Here is a 15,465-nt window from a genome sequence, read left to right as displayed (position 1 = left end):
GGAGCATGCCGATATGTTGTGCGCGGCGTCGACGACGTCGCACTGATCGCTGCACTGATTGCCTGGGGGAGGCATCGTGACCGTGTTCCTGGTGGTGGGCGCCGTCGGCGTCCTGCTGCTGCTCGTGGCGCTCGTCGTCGGCGACGTCCTGGACGGCGCCCTCGAGGGGCTCAGCGCGGGCTTCTTCTCGACCGAGGCCCTCGCCGGCTTCCTCGGCGCCCTCGGCTTCGGTGGCGCGATCGCGCTCGCGACGACCGGGTCGACGACTCTGGCCGTCGTCGTCGGTCTCGTGCTCGGCGTCCTGCTGGGCTGGCTCGCCGCACGGGCCTCGAAGTTCCTCCACGGCAACGGCGAGGGCGACACCGTGCGCACCACCGACGTGCTCGAGAAGATCGGCTCGGTGGTCAGCGCGATCCCCGAGGGCGGCTTCGGCGTCGTGTCGCTCAGCGTCGGCGGCCACATCACCCGCCTCAACGCCCGCTCGAGCATCGCCGTACCCGCCGGCACGCAGGTGAGCGTCACCCAGGTCATCTCGCCCACGGCCGTCCAGGTCGAGCCGCTCTTCCTTCCCTGATCCGTCCCAGTTCCGTCCAGATCCACGTACGCCTTCTCGCTAGGAGCACTGCCCATGTTCGGACTGTCCCCGGTCGTCACCGCCGTGATCGGCCTCGTCGTCCTCCTCGTGCTGCTGGCGCTGCTGGTCACCACGCGCTACAAGGTGGCCGGGCCCAACGAGTCGTTCATCGTCACCGGACGCAAGGGCAAGGGCGAGGTGCGCAACCCGGAGACGGGCGAGATCTCCACCGACCTGTCCGGCCAGAAGGTCGTGATGGGCGGGGGCGTGTTCGTCATCCCGTTCGTGCAGCGCCTCGCCACCCTCGACCTGTCCTCGCGCCGCATCTCGGTGCAGATCCGCGGAGCGGTCTCCGGGCAGGGCATCAAGCTCAACCTCGACGGCGTCGCGCTGGTCAAGGTCGGCGGCAACGAGGACTCCATCCGCGCCGCCGGCCAGCGCTTCCTGAGCCAGCAGGAGGAGATCGAGACCTTCACCCAGGAGGTCCTCGCCGGTGCGCTGCGCTCGATCGTCGGCTCGATGTCGGTCGAGCAGATCATCCGCGACCGGGCCGCCTTCGCGCAGCGCGTCGCCGAGGAGTCCGAGTCCTCGCTCACCGGCCAGGGCCTGGTGCTCGACACCTTCCAGATCCAGGACATCACCGACGACGGCTCCTACCTCGCCGACCTCGGTCGTCCCGAGGCCGCCAAGCTCAACCAGCTCGCCTCCATCGCCGAGGCCAACGCCCGCCAGGCGGCCGAGCAGGCGCGCATCGCCGCCGAGCAGGAGATCGCCGTCACCCAGCGGGCCCTCGCGCTCAAGAACGCCGAAATCAAGGCCGAGACCGACGCCGCCAACGCGCAGGCCGCGGCCGCCGGGCCCCTCGCCCAGGCCGACCGCGACCAGGCCGTGCTGCTCGAGCAGGAGAAGGTCGCCGTGCGGCAGGCCGCCCTCAAGGAGCGCCAGCTCGACACCGAGGTGCGCAAGCCGGCAGACGCCGAGCGCTACCGCGTCGAGACCGAGGCGCAGGGCCGCCGCAGCTCCGCGATCCTCGAGGCCGAGGCCCGCAAGGCCGCCTCGATCGCCAACGCCGAGGCGGAGGCCGAGAAGGCCCGCCTGACCGGTGAGGGCGAGAAGTCCCGCCGCTCCGCCCTCGCCGAGGCCGAGGCCATCGAGGGCGCCAAGCGCGGTGAGGCCGAGAAGGCCCGCCGCGTCGCGGAGGCCGACGCCGTACGCGCCGAGGGTGAGGCGGAGGCCGCCGCCATCCTCGCCGCGGGCCAGGCTGAGGCGGAGGCGATGGACAAGAAGGCCGCGGCGTTCGCCGGCTACAACGAGGCCGCCGTGCTCCAGATGCTCATCGAGGTGATGCCCAAGGTGGCCGCCGAGCTGGCGCGCCCGATGGGCAGCATCGACAAGCTGACGGTGATCTCCGCCGACGGCGCCGGCGAGCTGCCCAAGCAGGTGACCAACAACCTCGTGCAGACGATGGAGATGCTCAAGGCCACCACCGGGCTCGACGTGGAGTCGCTGATCCAGAAGTACTCCGGCACCAACGGCACGTCGGCGCCCTCCCTCGCCGGGGGCGCGCCCGACGGCGAGGGTCGCCCCACTTCCTGATCGCCCGCCCGAAGCGGTGGTCCACCCACCTTCCTCAGCGGGGAAGTGTGGCTGGGCCACCGCTCGCTGGCGTGTCGGAGCAACCCGCCGGGACGGGCGGTGGTCCACCCACGTTCCTGGACGCTGGACTGTGGCTGGGCCACCGCTCAGTCGAGGGCGTACGCCGATCCGCGTCCGCTGGGCCGCACCTGAGAGGATCGCTCGGACATGGCGAACCTGATCAACCTCGAGCGCGTCTCGAAGTCCTACGGCGTGCGGCCCCTGCTCGACAACGTCTCGCTCGGCATCTCCCTGGGCGAGCGCGTCGGCGTCGTGGGTCGCAACGGCGACGGCAAGACCACGCTGCTCGAGGTGATGACCGGCCTCGAGGTGCCCGACTCCGGTCGCGTCTCCCGCACCCGCGGCGTCGAGATCGGCTACCTCCACCAGGGTGACGAGCTCGTCGACACCCACACCGTCCGCGAGGCCGTGCTGGGGGGACGGGCCGACCACGAGTGGGCGGCCGACCCGACCACGCGGCAGGTGGTCGAGGAGCTGCTCGCGGGCGTGACGCTCGATCGCGCGGTCGTGGGCCTGTCCGGTGGCGAGCGACGACGCTGCGCGCTCGCCGCGCTCCTGCTCTCGCGCCACGACCTGATCGTGCTCGACGAGCCCACCAACCACCTCGACGTCGAGGCCGTCGCCTGGCTCGCCGGCCACCTCGTCGGGCTGCCGAGCGCGCTCATCGTGGTCACCCACGACCGGTGGTTCCTCGACGCCGTGTGCCAGACCACGTGGGAGGTCCACGACGGTGCGGTCGACTCCTACGAGGGCGGCTACGCGGCGTACGTCCTCGCCAAGGCCGAGCGCCAGCGGCAGGCGGCCGCCACCGAGACGCGGCGGCAGAACCTCGCCCGCAAGGAGCTCGCGTGGCTGCGACGCGGCGCCCCGGCGCGTACGTCGAAGCCGAAGTTCCGCATCGACGCGGCCAACGCGCTCATCGAGGACGTGCCCCCGCCGCGTGACCGGATGGAGCTCCAGCGCTTCGCCAGCCAGCGGCTCGGCAAGGACGTCATCGACATCGAGGACGTCGACCTCGCGCGCGGCGAGCGGGTGCTGCTCGACCACGCGACCTGGCGCATCGGGCCCGGCGACCGGGTCGGGATCGTGGGCGTCAACGGCGCCGGCAAGACCTCGCTCCTGTCGCTGATCTCGGGTGCCTTGCCGCCCGACGTGGGCCGGGTCAAGCAGGGGCGCACCGTCCAGATGCAGCACCTCACGCAGGCGCTCGACGAGATCGACCCCGAGGCGCGGGTGCTGCCCACCGTCGAGTCGATCCGGCGGGTCACCAAGACCCTCGACGGCCAGGAGATCACCGCGACGTCCCTGCTGGAGCGCTTCGGCTTCACCGGCGACCGGCTGACGGCGCGGCTCGGCGACCTGTCCGGTGGCGAGCGGCGCCGCTTCCAGCTGCTCAAGCTGCTGCTCACCGAGCCCAACGTGCTGCTCCTCGACGAGCCCACCAACGACCTCGACATCGACACCCTCAACGTCCTCGAGGACTTCCTCGACTCCTGGCCCGGCACGCTGATCGTGGTCTCCCACGACCGCTACTTCCTCGAGCGGGTCACCGACTCGACCTGGGCCCTGCTCGGCGACGGGCAGGTCTCGATGCTGCCCCGCGGCGTCGACGAGTACCTCGAGCGGCGGGCTGCGCTCCAGGCTGCGGCTGCGTCCTCGGCTGCCACCGTTGCGTCATCCGGATCCGCACCCATGGCTTCGCCTTCGCAAGACGCAGCGTCCGCCGAGGGGACTGCGCAGGCCACCGCCACGCCCAAGGCACGCGCCGGCAGCGCGGAGGACCGCGCCGCCCGCAAGGTGCTTGCCCGGGTGGAGAAGCAGCTCGAGCGCATCGCCGTACGCGAGGCGGAGCTGCACGCCGAGATGGAGGCCAACCTCACCGACTACGACCTGCTCGCGCGCGTCGGCGAACAGCTCGGCGAGCTGGCTGCGGAGAAGGAGGAGCTGGAGCTGGAGTGGCTCGAGGCCTCCGAGGTCGTCGAGTAGCCCCAGCCCGACGAGTTCAGCTGAACGGCGCGAGCAGCGAGCGGAGCAGCCCGGCGAGCTGGGTGCGGTCGCGGTCCGGGAGGTCGGCGAGCAGGTCGGCCTCGGCCGCGAGCAGCGCCTCGAAGGCGCCGTCGACCGCGGCCTTGCCGTCGGCGGTCAGCCGGACGAGCACGCCGCGGCGGTCGCGGGGATCGGGGAGCCGCTCGACGAGCCCGCGTCCGGCGAGCCGGTCCACGCGGTTGGTCATGGTGCCGCTGGTCACGAGCGTCTCGCGCAGCAGCCGGCCGGGGGAGAGCTCGTAGGGCTGGCCCGCACGGCGCAGCGCGGCGAGCACGTCGAACTCCCACGACTCGATGCTGTGCGCGGTGAAGGCATCGCGCCGGGCGAGGTCGAGGTGGCGGGCCAGACGGCTGATGCGCGAGAACACCTCGACGGGCGCGAGGTCCAGGTCGCCGCGCTCACGGCGCCATGCCTCGACCAGGTCGTCCACCTCGTCACGCATGCCGCCATCGTGCCAGATCGGTCGAGAATCTTGACATCGAGACTGTTGGAGGTGAGGGTGCGAGATGTCTCGACATCAAGAGAACTTCCTCGTCGCCCGGATATCTGAGGACGTTCTGGTAGGTGGATCGGGTGATTGACCTACCAGGACGTCCTCAGATATCTCGGTGGGGACGACGAAGGCCGCGAACCGACGCCTGTGGAGGACGCCATGAGCCACACCTGGGACCCCGACCGCTACCTGGCGTACGCCGACGAGCGGGGCCGGCCGTTCGTCGACCTGCTCGCCCGGGTGCCTGCCGAGAACCCGCGCGTCGTCGTCGACCTCGGCTGCGGCCCCGGCACCCTCACCGCGCTGCTCGCCGCGCGGTGGCCCAGCGCCGACGTGACGGGCGTCGACAGCAGCCCGGAGATGATCGAGGCCGCCCGCGCCGTCGACGGCATTCGCTGGGAGGTCGGCGACCTGCGCGACTGGGCCCGCCCCGACCCGCTCGCGCTGCGCGAGCCGATCGACGTCCTCGTCTCCAACGCCACCCTGCAGTGGGTCCCCGAGCACCTCGAGCTGCTGCCCGGCCTGCTCGACCGCCTCCAGCCCGGCGGCTGGCTCGCCTTCCAGGTGCCCGGCAACTTCGACGAGCCCAGCCACACCACCCGCACCGACCTGGCGGCCCGGGCGCCGTACGCCGAGCACGTGCGCGACGCCCGGGTGCCGACGAGCCACGACCCGGACGTCTACGCCCGCGTCCTGCTCGACCTCGGCTGCGAGGTCGACGCGTGGGAGACGACGTACCTCCACGTCCTGACCGGCGACGACCCCGTCTTCGACTGGGTCTCCGGCACGGGCGCGCGGCCCACGCTGCAGGCGCTGCCCGACGACCTGCGACCGCTCTTCGAGGACGAGTTCAAGGCGCTGCTGCGCGAGGCCTACCCGGCCGACACCGCGGGCCGCGTCGTCCTGCCCTTCCGGCGGATCTTCGTGGTGGCGCGCAAGCCGCAGGGGGTACCGGTCCCGTGAGGCTCCACCACGTGCAGGTCGCCTGTCCGCCCGGGGGAGAGGACGCGGCCCGACGCTTCTACGCCGAGGGGCTCGGCATGGTCGAGGTGGACAAGCCGGCCGACCTGGTGGCGCGCGGCGGGTGCTGGTTCCGGGCGTACGACGACGCGGGCGCCGTCGCAGCCGAGCTGCACGTCGGCGTCGAGGACCCGTTCGCGCCGGCGCGCAAGGCGCACCCGGCCTTCGTCGTCGACGACCTCGACGAGGTGGCGGGCCGGCTGCGGGCGCTCGGCTTCGACGTGGACGACAGCCAGCGCGACTCGTTCCCCGGCCACGTACGCCTCCACGCCCACGACGGCCACGGCAACCGGGTCGAGGTGCTGCAGCCGGTCTGAACGGCTGTCCCCAGAATGGGGGCACCTCGGCAACCGCGCGCCCATCTGGGGCCGATCCGTCCCTACGGTGTCCGGGTGCTGAGGGAGCGCAGGGGGACGGGAGCACGCGCCGTCGGGCGGGTGCTCCTCGGCGCTGCCGTCGTCCTGGCGGTCGGCGCGGTCGTGCTGGTCCGCTTCTGGGGGCCTCGCGAGCCCGAGCCGTCGCCCGACACCGCGGCGCAGTCCGTACCGCCCGCCGAGCTGCGCGAGGCCGCGGGACAGCGCGTCTTCATCGGCCACATGTCGATCGGCTGGAACATGCTCGACGGCCTCGACCGCCTCTACGCCGCGCGGGACGTCGCGGAGGCGCGGGTCGTGGAGGTGACGCTCGACGACCCGGTCCCGGAGGTCCCCGCCGGGCAGGGCGCAGTGATCCACGCCGAGATCGGCGTCAACGGCGACCCGATGGGCAAGCTCGCGAACTTCGACACCGCGATGCGTGCCGGCCTGGCGGATGAGGTGGACGTGGCGATGGTCAAGCTCTGCTACACCGACGTGACGGCGGCGACGGACGTCGACCGGCTCTTCGCGGCGTACCAGCAGACGCTCGACGAGCTGCAGCGTGACCACCCCGACGTCCGGTTCCTCCACGCGACGGTGCCCCTGACCGCGGCCCCGTCCGGCATCAAGCAGCACCTCAAGGTCCTCGTGCGCGGCGACGACAACGACGCCCGCGAACGCTTCAACGACCTCGTGCGCGAGGCCTACGCCGACGACGACCTCTTCGACATCGCCGCCGTCGAGAGCACCGCCGCCGACGGCACCAGGCTGGCCACGCTCGCCCCGGGCTGGGCCGACGCCGACCGCCAGCACCTCAACCCCGCCGGATCGACCGTGCTGGCCGCCCGGTTCCTCGACGTCCTCACGCAGGGAGCACCCGCATGACCGCCACCACCACCGCTGCTACCACCACCGACGCGCCGCCCCTCTTCGAGCGGCACCTCGCCCGGCTCGAGGTCGAGGCCGCGATCCTGCCGGACCATCCCGAGGAGACCAGCGAGTCGACCCTGCGCGCCCTGTGGGCCGTGGCGGCAGGTACGCCGCTGTCGGTGGCGGCCGCGGCCGCCGCGCCGCTGGCGCCCCTGACCGACGAGGGAGAGCGGCTGCTCGGCGCCCTCGTGGAGCGACGCGTCGCCGGGTCGCCGCTGGGCCACCTCACCGGGCGGCAGAGCTTCATGGGGGTCGAGCTCCTGGCCGGCCCGGAGGCGCTCGTGCCCCGGGTGGAGACGGAGATCCTCGGGCGGACCGCACTCGACCTGGTCCGCACCACCGACGGCTCGCTCGTCGTCGACCTGTGCACCGGCGCCGGCAACCTCGCCGCCGCCGTCGCGGTGGCAGCGCCGCACGTCACGCTGCACGCCGCCGACCTCTCGACGGCGGCCGTCGGCCTGGCCCGGGCCAACATGGTCTTCACCGGGGTCGCGGACCGCGTCACCCTCCACGAGGGGGACCTGTTCGACGCCCTGCCCGCCGAGCTGCGGGGCGAGGTCGACGTACTCATCTGCAACCCGCCCTACATCTCCTCGGCCCGGGTGGGGGAGATGGCGGCCGAGATCTCCGAGCACGAGCCCCGGATGGCCTTCGACGGCGGCAGCCTGGGACTGTCGATCGTCAGCCGGCTCGTGCAGGAGGCGCCCGAATGGGTGCGGCCCGGCGGGTGGCTGTGCTTCGAGATCGGCCTCGGCCAGGGGTCGTACTGGCAGAAGCGGATCCCGCGCTTCCCCGGGTGGGACGTCGTCGAGCCGGTCGAGGACGACGAGGGCAACATCCGCGTCATCACCGTCCGTCGGAGCTGACGAGAGAAAGTTACCCACTGGTAGCATCCCGGCATGACTGCCGTCCTCGACCTGTGGAGGAAGACCTCCGCCCTCCCGCTGGGCCACCGGGTCTTCTCGCTCGCCTTCAGCCAGAAGGCTCCCTACTTCGCCTCGATCCGGCCGCGGTTCACGGTCATCGAGCCGGACCGTGCCGAGCTCGTGATCCCGAAGCGACGCCGGGTGCACAACCACCTCGGGACGGTGCACGCCATCGCGCTCTGCAACGGCCTCGAGGCGGCGATGGGCGCGCTCGCCGAGTCGACGATCCCGCGTGACCGGCGGTGGATCCCCAAGGGGATGGAGGTCGCCTACACCGCCAAGGCGACGACCGACATCACCTGTATCGCCGAGACCGACCCCGGGCAGTGGACCGCGGAGCTCGGTGACGGGTACGACCTGCCGGTGCGCGTGCGGGGCGTGCGCACCGACGGCACGGTCGTCGTCGAGGGCGAGATCCGGCTCTGGATCAGCCCCCGCAAGGCCTAGACGACGGGCGCGTTGCCGGCCTGAGCCGGCCCGACCATCGGGACGTCGAGCACCTTCTTCTCGCCGACGAGGCGCTTCTGCACGATGGTCGCGATCCACGTGAGGACCAGGTTGACCGCGACGTAGATGCCGGTGATGACGATCGCGGTGGGCACCTGGTTGGAGAACTCGAGGTAGATCGGCTTGCCGACGGCCGTGAGGCCCGGGGCGAGGATGTAGTAGCCGAGGCTGGTGTCCTTGAGCGCGACGACCATCTGGCTGATGATCGCGGGCAGCATGATCTTGACCGCCTGCGGCAGCAGCACCGAGGTCATCACCTGCGACTTGCGCATGCCGATGGCGTACGCCGCCTCGGCCTGGCCGCGCGGCACGGCGTTGATGCCGGCCCGGAAGACCTCGGCCAGCACCGACCCGTTGTAGAGGGTGAGGGCGATGACCACGCACCAGAACGACGTGAGGGGTCCGTTGCCGATGGCGAGCAGGAAGAAGGCGAAGACCATCAGCAGCAGCACCGGGACGGCGCGGAAGAACTCCACGACGAGCCAGGCCGGCCAGCGCACCCACGCGTGGTCGGACAGCTTGGCGACACCGAACACGAGCCCGAAGACCACCGCGAAGATGATCGAGAAGAACGCCATCTTGAGGGTCTCGATGAGACCGTCGACGAGGATGAACTCGATGTACTCGGGCGTGAGGAAGGGCTCCCAGAGCTCGTACTCGAGCTGTCCGGCGTCGTAGAGGGCCCAGACCGCGTAGGCGACGAGCGCGATCAGTGCCGCGACGCTGATGACGGAGTAGATGCGGTGCCGGGCGACGGTCTTGGGGCCCGGTGCGTCGAAGAGGACGGATGCGCTCATCGGGCCACCCTCACCTTTCGCTCGACGAAGTAGGACGCCAGCGAGATGACCTCGACGACGATGATGTAGCCGATCGCGAACGCGAGGAAGATGCCGATCCGCTGGTCGGCGTTGTCGTTGGTGAAGCCGCGCATCGTGGCGGTCGCCTCGGCGAGCCCGAAGGCCGCGGCCACGGAGGTGTTCTTGGCCAGGGCGATCAGCACGCTGGTCATCGGCGGGATCACCGCGCGCGCCGCCTGGGGGAGGATCACCAGGCTCATCGACTGGGCGAAGGTGAGGCCGATCGCGCGGCCGGCCTCGGCCTGCCCGAGCGGCACGGCGTTGACGCCGGAGCGCATCGCCTCACAGACGAAGGCCGAGGTGTAGAGGGTCAGCGCGAGGCAGGCGCGGAAGAAGAAGGCAGAGACGTTCCAGCCCGCGATCTCGATGTCCTCGACGACCTTGAAGTTGTAGCCCAGCACCGGCATCGCGATGAAGATGAAGATGAAGATCATCAGGAGCGGCGTGTTGCGGAAGAGCGTGACGTAGACCGCCGCCGCCTTGTTGAGCACCGACACGGGGCCGACGCGGAGGACGGCGAGGATGGTCCCGAGCACCAGCGAGGCGATGCCGGAGACCACGAACAGGCCGATGGTCAGGCCGAACGCCTTCAGGAACTCGTCGAAGTTCGAGAACACCGCATCCATGGCGGCGGGCTCCTCTCTGCGGGACGCCGGCGGGCCTGGTGGCCCGCCGGCGTCCGATCAGGTGGTGATCCGGGTGGTGAGGTGCTCCGGCGTCAGGCGGCCGGGCACTCGTCCATCGCCGGCGGCTCGGGCGTCTCGACGCCCGACTGGCCCAGGGTGGCCTCGAAGGCCTCGCCCCACGTGCCGTCCTCCTGCGCGGAGGTGAGGGTGTCGACGATCCACTGGCACATCTCGGGCTTGTCGAGGCTGTAGCCCACGCCGTAGCGCTCCTCGGAGAACGGGTCGACGACGACCTTGAGCTCGTCGGGGTTCTCCGCGGCGTAGCCGAGGAGGATCGCACCGTCGGTCGTCATGGCGTCGACCGTGCCGCTCAGGACCTGGTCGACGCACTCGGAGTAGGTGTCGAAGCCGCGCGGCTTGGCGCCCTCGGCCTTGATGTTCTCCAGCGAGGTGGAACCGGTCACCGAGCAGACCTCGGTGCCCGCGACGTCCTCGAGGCTCTCGATGTCGCTGTCGGACTTCACCAGCAGCTGCTGGCCCGTCACGTAGTAGGGGCCGGCCTGGCCGACGACCTGGCGACGCTCGTCGGTGATGGAGTACGAGGCGATGACGAGGTCGACCTCGCCCTCCTGGAGGAACGGCTCACGGTTGTCGGAGATCGTCTCCTTCCAGGTGATGTCCTCGGGGGCGATGCCGAGCGAGCCGGCCAGGATCTTGCCGATCTCGGGGTCGAAGCCGACCGGCATGTCGTCGGTGGCGCCCTTGAAGCCGATCCCGGGCTGGTCGTACTTGACGCCGATGGTGATCTCGCCGGAGTCGGCGAAGTCCTTCATCGCCGTCCCGTCCTCGAACTCGTCGGCGGCGTTCTCCTGGACCTCGACGTCGGTGGCCTCGCCGCCGTCGTCACCTGCGTCGCCGCAGGCCGCCAGCGAGAGGGCCAGCCCGACCGTCGCGATCACGGCCTTGGTGCGGATGAATCGCATCTGCTTCTCCTTCTTTCCCGAGCCGAGTGTCCGGCCCCCGTGGATGGTGGGTGTGCTGCGGCCTGGATGGTTCAGGCAGGGATGGTCAGTGCTTGAGGATCTTGCCGAGGAAGTCCTTGGCGCGGTCCGAGCGTGGGTTGGTGAAGAACTCCTCGGGGGTGTTCTCCTCGACGATGGCGCCGTCGGCCATGAAGACGACGCGGTCTGCGGCGGTGCGGGCGAAGCCCATCTCGTGGGTGACGACGACCATGGTCATGCCCTGCTGGGCGAGGTCGACCATGACGTCGAGCACCTCCTTGATCATCTCCGGGTCCAGCGCGGAGGTGGGCTCGTCGAAGAGCATCACCTTCGGCTCCATGGCCAGCGCGCGGGCGATGGCCACGCGCTGCTGCTGGCCGCCCGAGAGCTGGGCGGGGTACTTCTCCGCCTGGTGGCCGACTCCGACGCGGTCGAGCAGCTCGCGCGCCTTCTTCTCGGCCTCTTCCTTCTTCATGCCGCGGACCTTGATCGGCCCGAGGGTGACGTTCTCGAGGATCGTCTTGTGCGCGAAGAGGTTGAAGCTCTGGAAGACCATGCCGACCTCGGCGCGCAGCGCGGCAAGCGCCTTGCCCTCCTGGGGGAGGTCCTTGCCGTCGAGGGTGATCGTGCCCTCGTCGATCGTCTCGAGCCGGTTGATCGTGCGGCACAGCGTGGACTTGCCCGAGCCCGACGGCCCGATCACGACGACGACCTCGCCGCGCTTGACGTTGAGCTCGATGTCCTTGAGTGCGTGGAGCTGCCCGAAGTGCTTCTGGACGCCGGTCAGCACGACGAGGGGCTCGCCCCGGCCGGCGCTGACGGTGCCCGTTCCCTGCGCGGTCATAGGCGCAACCTATCGGCAGGTGGACCGCTTGGGCCATCACACATGGCCCGTCGGGACCATTACAGAGTGGTGACGATTCCGGCGTCGGGATCCCAGAGTCGCAGCGACGCCAGCGTCAGGAGCACGTCCTCGTGCCCCAGCACCTCCACCGCCCGGCCCACGTCGGCGCGGTCCAGGCGGCGGGCCAGGGTGATGTGCGGGAGCCAGCCGACGTGCTGCACGTCGCGCACCCGTGACCGCAGGTCGAGCACGACGCGCACCAGCGGGTCCGGCACGTCCAGGACGCGGACGAGGGAGACGCGCGTGCCGCCGAGGAGCGCGATTCCCGACGCGCGCACCTGCGCCGGCAGGAGCGGGGTCACCAGGTCGACCGCCCGCTCCTCGTCGTCGCCGTCCAGCGCCGGTGCGGCGAGCACCGTGACGTGCGGGCTGTTGGAGGTGCCGCGGTGGTCCAGCTGCGAGGGCAGCCCAGCGTCGCGCAGCGCCTGCCAGTCACGGCGTACGACGTCGCAGCCGGCGTCGTCGGGCAGCAGCTCGAGCGCGTGCATGCGGGGCATGGCGCGAGCCTAGGTGCCCCGACTGGACTAGCGCGGCCTCGCGATTCCCGGGCCCCCGCCCACCGCCGTACCCTTGTGCGCGAGATGAGCACCGTCGCAGAGACCACAGCCCGCACCTACGAGGTCAAGACCCACGGGTGCCAGATGAACGTCCACGACTCCGAGCGGCTCAGCGGCCTGCTGGAGGACGCCGGCTACGTGCGCGCCACGTCGGACGAGCAGGCGGACGTCGTCGTGTTCAACACCTGCGCGGTGCGGGAGAACGCCGACAACAAGCTCTACGGCAACCTCGGCCACCTCGCGCCGGTCAAGGCTGCGACGCCCGGCATGCAGATCGCGGTCGGTGGCTGCCTCGCGCAGAAGGACCGCGACACCATCACGAAGCGGGCGCCGTGGGTCGACGTCGTCTTCGGCACGCACAACATCGGCTCGCTGCCGGTGCTGCTCGAGCGGGCGCGTGTCCAGGAGGAGGCGCAGGTCGAGATCCTCGAGTCGCTGTCGGTGTTCCCGTCGACGCTGCCCACCAAGCGTGAGTCGGCGTACGCCGCCTGGGTCTCGATCTCGGTCGGCTGCAACAACACCTGCACGTTCTGCATCGTCCCGGCGCTGCGCGGCAAGGAGAAGGACCGTCGCCCCGGCGAGATCCTCGCCGAGGTCGAGGCGCTGGTCGCCGAGGGCGTCACCGAGATCACCCTGCTCGGGCAGAACGTCAACGCCTACGGCGTCGAGTTCGGCGACCGCCAGGCCTTCTCCAAGCTGCTGCGCGCGTGCGGCGACGTCGAGGGCCTCGAGCGGGTGCGCTTCACCTCGCCGCACCCCGCGGAGTTCACCGACGACGTCATCGAGGCGATGGCCGCCACGCCGAACGTCATGCCGTCACTCCACATGCCGCTGCAGTCCGGTTCCGACAAGGTGCTGCGCGACATGCGCCGCTCCTACCGCCAGTCGAAGTACCTCGGCATCATCGAGCGCGTCCGCGCCGCGATCCCCGACGCCGCGATCACGACCGACATCATCGTCGGCTTCCCGGGCGAGACCGAGGAGGACTTCCAGGCCACCCTCGACGTCGTGCGCGCCGCCCGCTTCTCGGCCGCCTTCACCTTCCAGTACTCCAAGCGTCCCGGCACGCCGGCCGCGGTTCTGGAGGACCAGGTGCCCGCCGACGTCGTCAAGGACCGCTACCAGCGCCTCGTCGAGGTCGTCGAGGAGATCTCCTGGTCGGAGAACAAGGCCCTCGTCGGGCGCACCGTCGAGCTGATGGTCGCCGAGGGCGAGGGCCGCAAGGACCTCGCCACCAAGCGGCTGTCAGGCCGCGCCTCCGACAACCGGCTCGTGCACTTCGCCGCCGACTTCTCGCAGGTCTCCGAGGACTCGGTTCGCCCCGGCGACATGGTGACCGTCGAGATCACCTACGCCGCCCCGCACCACCTCGTCGCCGACCTGCCGATCCGCTCCGTGCGCCGCACCCGCGCCGGCGACGCCTGGGAGCGTCGTACGTCGACCCCGCCCGCCGCGTCCTCCGTGGGCCTCGGCATGCCGTCGGTCGGCGTCCCGGCACCCCTCCCGCCCGCGGCCAACGCCTGCGGCTGACCGCCTCGTCCGCGAGACTGTGGAGGATCCGAGCCATCAGGTGACCTGATTCCTCCACGATCGCGGTCATCCACAGATTGCCGGCAGGGGATCGCGCAGCACTGCGCTGCACGCGACCGTGGGTCGCGTGACCGGTCTCGATCGTCTCCTCCTCGCTCAGGGTGGCGTGGTCTCCCGCGCCCAGGCACTGCAGGTGGGCATGCAGGCCCACGACGTACGTCGGCTCGTCCGCCGCCATGAGCTTGCCCCGCTCCTGCCCGGTGTGTACGTCGATCACACAGGCGAGCCGTCCTGGGCGCAGCGGGCGTGGGGTGCTGTGCTTGCCTGCTCGAGCCCGCAAGGACTGGCCGGTGCCGACCTCGGTGCGGCCCTCGGCGGTGCCTCCGCCATGCGGGCTGCCGACGGTCCGGGCCGAGCCGGCGACGACGCCGGACCGATCCAGGTGGTCGTCCCTCGCAGCAGGCGAGTGGTGGCACCACGAGGTGTCCAGGTGACGCGCACCTTTCTCGTCCTCGACCGGGTGCACTGGAACCTTGGTCCGCCCCGGATGCGCTACGACGAGGCTGCGCTCGCCGTCGCGCTGTCCGCAGTGGGGGACCTTGCTGCCGTCGGCGCGGTGGCGCGGGCGGTGCAGGGCCGCCACACCACGGCCGTCCGGATGCGGCAGGCCCTGGCCTCCCGGAAGAGGGCGCCGCGGCGGGACTTCCTCGAAGCAGTGCTTCGGGACGTCGCCGAGGGGACGTGCTCGGTGCTGGAGCACGCGTTCCTCACCCGCGTCGAGCGCCCGCACGGCCTGCCGCGCGCCCAACGCCAGCGCCGAGCCGGGACGGCCACCGGCATCGTGTATCGCGACGCGGACTACGGGACGCGACTCATCGAGCTCGACGGCCGCCTGTTCCACGACTCCGCCGAGCAGCGGGACCGGGACTTCGAACGCGACCTCGACGCGGCGGTCGAGGGCCGCGACACCGTTCGACTCACCTGGGGGCAGGTCGTCGGGCGGCCGTGCTCGACCGCGGTCAAGGTCTCGGCCCTGCTGGAACGGGACGGCTGGCCCCCGGGCCGAGCGTGCGGCGCGGGGTGCGCCTTCCTCGAGGCGGCGTGACCGTGGAAGATCCGAGCCACCTGGCGACTCGGATCCTCCACGATCCTGACTCAGGCCGGGGGCTCCGGGGAGCCGTCCTCGGCCTCCTGGCCGGCGCTGGGTGCGTCGTCGCCCGACGACCGCGGGGTGTCGGACTCCTTGTCCTCAGCCCCGTCGTCGGGGGCCTGCGACTTCTCGTCGGGCTCGGAGATCTCGTCGGGCAGGACGTCGTCCACGGCGGGGTTGTCGTCGGGGTCGAGGTCACGCGCGAGGCCCGAGTCGGCGGGGTCCTCCTCGAGCGCGTCGACTCCGCCGGGCACCAGCTGAGGCTCCTCGGCGTACGGCTCGGGCATCGGGCTCAGCTCTTCGTTGGTCATCGAATCCCTCCCTGGGGGTCA

The 15,465-nt window shown here is 71.3% G+C and carries 17 protein-coding genes; 10 read left to right on the top strand and 7 right to left on the bottom strand.

Annotated features, from left to right (window positions below; translation table 11 throughout):
* Positions 1-76: 76 nt before the first annotated feature.
* The 3 genes from HOO61_RS01275 to HOO61_RS01265 all read left to right on the top strand — a co-directional run bounded on the left by HOO61_RS01275 (position 77) and on the right by HOO61_RS01265 (position 4,216).
* Complete coding sequence (locus HOO61_RS01275) at positions 77-574, top strand: hypothetical protein (RefSeq protein WP_172256211.1); 498 nt, start codon at positions 77-79, stop codon at positions 572-574.
* A gap of 54 nt (positions 575-628) precedes the next feature.
* A complete protein-coding gene (locus tag HOO61_RS01270) occupies positions 629-2,170 on the top strand; it encodes a flotillin family protein (protein WP_172256210.1) in 1,542 nt (513 codons plus the stop codon).
* Positions 2,171-2,377: 207 nt separating this feature from the next.
* On the top strand, positions 2,378-4,216 hold the full coding sequence (locus HOO61_RS01265; protein WP_172256209.1) for an ABC-F family ATP-binding cassette domain-containing protein: 1,839 nt from the start codon (positions 2,378-2,380) through the stop codon (positions 4,214-4,216).
* Between the two features lie 16 nt (positions 4,217-4,232).
* Here HOO61_RS01265 and HOO61_RS01260 read toward each other — a convergent pair whose 3' ends face one another.
* The gene (locus tag HOO61_RS01260) at positions 4,233-4,718 is read right to left on the bottom strand and encodes a MarR family winged helix-turn-helix transcriptional regulator (RefSeq protein ID WP_172256207.1); all 486 of its coding nucleotides are present in this window, start codon (positions 4,716-4,718) and stop codon (positions 4,233-4,235) included.
* A 210-nt stretch (positions 4,719-4,928) separates the two neighbouring features.
* On the opposite strand from HOO61_RS01260, the gene HOO61_RS01255 reads away from it, so the two are divergent.
* The 5 genes from HOO61_RS01255 (at position 4,929) to HOO61_RS01235 (ending at position 8,448) form a co-directional block, all read left to right on the top strand.
* Positions 4,929-5,732, top strand: a complete 804-nt coding sequence (locus HOO61_RS01255; RefSeq protein ID WP_172256205.1) for a trans-aconitate 2-methyltransferase — start codon at positions 4,929-4,931, stop codon at positions 5,730-5,732.
* Positions 5,729-6,106 carry a VOC family protein gene (locus tag HOO61_RS01250; RefSeq protein ID WP_172256203.1) on the top strand — a complete coding sequence of 126 codons (378 nt, stop codon included), beginning with the start codon at positions 5,729-5,731 and terminating at the stop codon, positions 6,104-6,106. Before HOO61_RS01255 ends, HOO61_RS01250 begins: the two co-directional genes overlap by 4 nt.
* Positions 6,107-6,181: 75 nt before the next feature.
* Entirely contained in the window at positions 6,182-7,030 is an 849-nt protein-coding gene (locus tag HOO61_RS01245) for an SGNH/GDSL hydrolase family protein (protein ID WP_172256200.1), read from the top strand.
* On the top strand, positions 7,027-7,941 hold the full coding sequence (locus HOO61_RS01240; protein ID WP_172256198.1) for a HemK/PrmC family methyltransferase: 915 nt from the start codon (positions 7,027-7,029) through the stop codon (positions 7,939-7,941). Before HOO61_RS01245 ends, HOO61_RS01240 begins: the two co-directional genes overlap by 4 nt.
* 33 nt (positions 7,942-7,974) lie before the next feature.
* Complete coding sequence (locus HOO61_RS01235; protein ID WP_172256197.1) at positions 7,975-8,448, top strand: hotdog fold domain-containing protein; 474 nt, start codon at positions 7,975-7,977, stop codon at positions 8,446-8,448.
* Here the strand turns inward: HOO61_RS01235 and HOO61_RS01230 are convergent.
* The 5 genes from HOO61_RS01230 to HOO61_RS01210 all read right to left on the bottom strand — a co-directional run bounded on the left by HOO61_RS01230 (position 8,445) and on the right by HOO61_RS01210 (position 12,393).
* Entirely contained in the window at positions 8,445-9,305 is an 861-nt protein-coding gene (locus tag HOO61_RS01230) for an amino acid ABC transporter permease (protein ID WP_172256195.1), read from the bottom strand. The two genes, HOO61_RS01235 and HOO61_RS01230, sit on opposite strands and share 4 nt — an antisense overlap.
* Positions 9,302-9,991 (bottom strand): amino acid ABC transporter permease, encoded by a 690-nt coding sequence (locus HOO61_RS01225; RefSeq protein ID WP_172256193.1) that lies wholly within the window; start codon positions 9,989-9,991, stop codon positions 9,302-9,304. Before HOO61_RS01225 ends, HOO61_RS01230 begins: the two co-directional genes overlap by 4 nt.
* 92 nt (positions 9,992-10,083) lie before the next feature.
* Positions 10,084-10,974: a glutamate ABC transporter substrate-binding protein gene (locus HOO61_RS01220; protein ID WP_172256191.1), complete on the bottom strand. Its 891-nt coding sequence runs from the start codon at positions 10,972-10,974 to the stop codon at positions 10,084-10,086.
* Positions 10,975-11,059: 85 nt separating this feature from the next.
* Positions 11,060-11,836, bottom strand: coding sequence for an amino acid ABC transporter ATP-binding protein (locus HOO61_RS01215; protein WP_172256189.1), 777 nt, complete (start codon positions 11,834-11,836; stop codon positions 11,060-11,062).
* 59 nt (positions 11,837-11,895) lie between these two features.
* Entirely contained in the window at positions 11,896-12,393 is a 498-nt protein-coding gene (locus tag HOO61_RS01210) for a 2'-5' RNA ligase family protein (protein WP_172256187.1), read from the bottom strand.
* A gap of 84 nt (positions 12,394-12,477) precedes the next feature.
* On the opposite strand from HOO61_RS01210, the gene miaB reads away from it, so the two are divergent.
* Positions 12,478-13,983 carry a tRNA (N6-isopentenyl adenosine(37)-C2)-methylthiotransferase MiaB gene (gene miaB, locus HOO61_RS01205; protein WP_172256185.1) on the top strand — a complete coding sequence of 502 codons (1,506 nt, stop codon included), beginning with the start codon at positions 12,478-12,480 and terminating at the stop codon, positions 13,981-13,983.
* A 127-nt stretch (positions 13,984-14,110) separates the two neighbouring features.
* Complete coding sequence (locus HOO61_RS01200; RefSeq protein WP_216658505.1) at positions 14,111-15,088, top strand: type IV toxin-antitoxin system AbiEi family antitoxin domain-containing protein; 978 nt, start codon at positions 14,111-14,113, stop codon at positions 15,086-15,088.
* Between the two features lie 50 nt (positions 15,089-15,138).
* Here HOO61_RS01200 and HOO61_RS01195 read toward each other — a convergent pair whose 3' ends face one another.
* Positions 15,139-15,444, bottom strand: coding sequence for a hypothetical protein (locus tag HOO61_RS01195; RefSeq protein ID WP_172256183.1), 306 nt, complete (start codon positions 15,442-15,444; stop codon positions 15,139-15,141).
* Between the last annotated feature and the right edge of the window lie 21 nt (positions 15,445-15,465).

Source organism: Nocardioides sp. zg-1230 (assembly GCF_013155335.1).
GTDB lineage: Bacteria > Actinomycetota > Actinomycetes > Propionibacteriales > Nocardioidaceae > Nocardioides.
The sequence above is the reverse complement of the archived record's forward strand: the minus strand, read 5'-3'. Positions and strand labels throughout refer to the sequence as shown.

Coding starts and splice junctions, on each gene's coding strand:
- HOO61_RS01265 (WP_172256209.1), top strand. CDS start 2,378: ATGGCGAACCTGATCAACCTCGAGCGCGTCTCGAAGTCCTACGGCGTG.
- HOO61_RS01230 (WP_172256195.1), bottom strand. CDS start 9,305: ATGAGCGCATCCGTCCTCTTCGACGCACCGGGCCCCAAGACCGTCGCC.
- miaB (WP_172256185.1), top strand. CDS start 12,478: ATGAGCACCGTCGCAGAGACCACAGCCCGCACCTACGAGGTCAAGACC.
- HOO61_RS01215 (WP_172256189.1), bottom strand. CDS start 11,836: ATGACCGCGCAGGGAACGGGCACCGTCAGCGCCGGCCGGGGCGAGCCC.
- HOO61_RS01210 (WP_172256187.1), bottom strand. CDS start 12,393: ATGCCCCGCATGCACGCGCTCGAGCTGCTGCCCGACGACGCCGGCTGC.
- HOO61_RS01225 (WP_172256193.1), bottom strand. CDS start 9,991: ATGGATGCGGTGTTCTCGAACTTCGACGAGTTCCTGAAGGCGTTCGGC.
- HOO61_RS01235 (WP_172256197.1), top strand. CDS start 7,975: ATGACTGCCGTCCTCGACCTGTGGAGGAAGACCTCCGCCCTCCCGCTG.
- HOO61_RS01195 (WP_172256183.1), bottom strand. CDS start 15,444: ATGACCAACGAAGAGCTGAGCCCGATGCCCGAGCCGTACGCCGAGGAG.
- HOO61_RS01270 (WP_172256210.1), top strand. CDS start 629: ATGTTCGGACTGTCCCCGGTCGTCACCGCCGTGATCGGCCTCGTCGTC.
- HOO61_RS01220 (WP_172256191.1), bottom strand. CDS start 10,974: ATGCGATTCATCCGCACCAAGGCCGTGATCGCGACGGTCGGGCTGGCC.
- HOO61_RS01255 (WP_172256205.1), top strand. CDS start 4,929: ATGAGCCACACCTGGGACCCCGACCGCTACCTGGCGTACGCCGACGAG.
- HOO61_RS01260 (WP_172256207.1), bottom strand. CDS start 4,718: ATGCGTGACGAGGTGGACGACCTGGTCGAGGCATGGCGCCGTGAGCGC.
- HOO61_RS01240 (WP_172256198.1), top strand. CDS start 7,027: ATGACCGCCACCACCACCGCTGCTACCACCACCGACGCGCCGCCCCTC.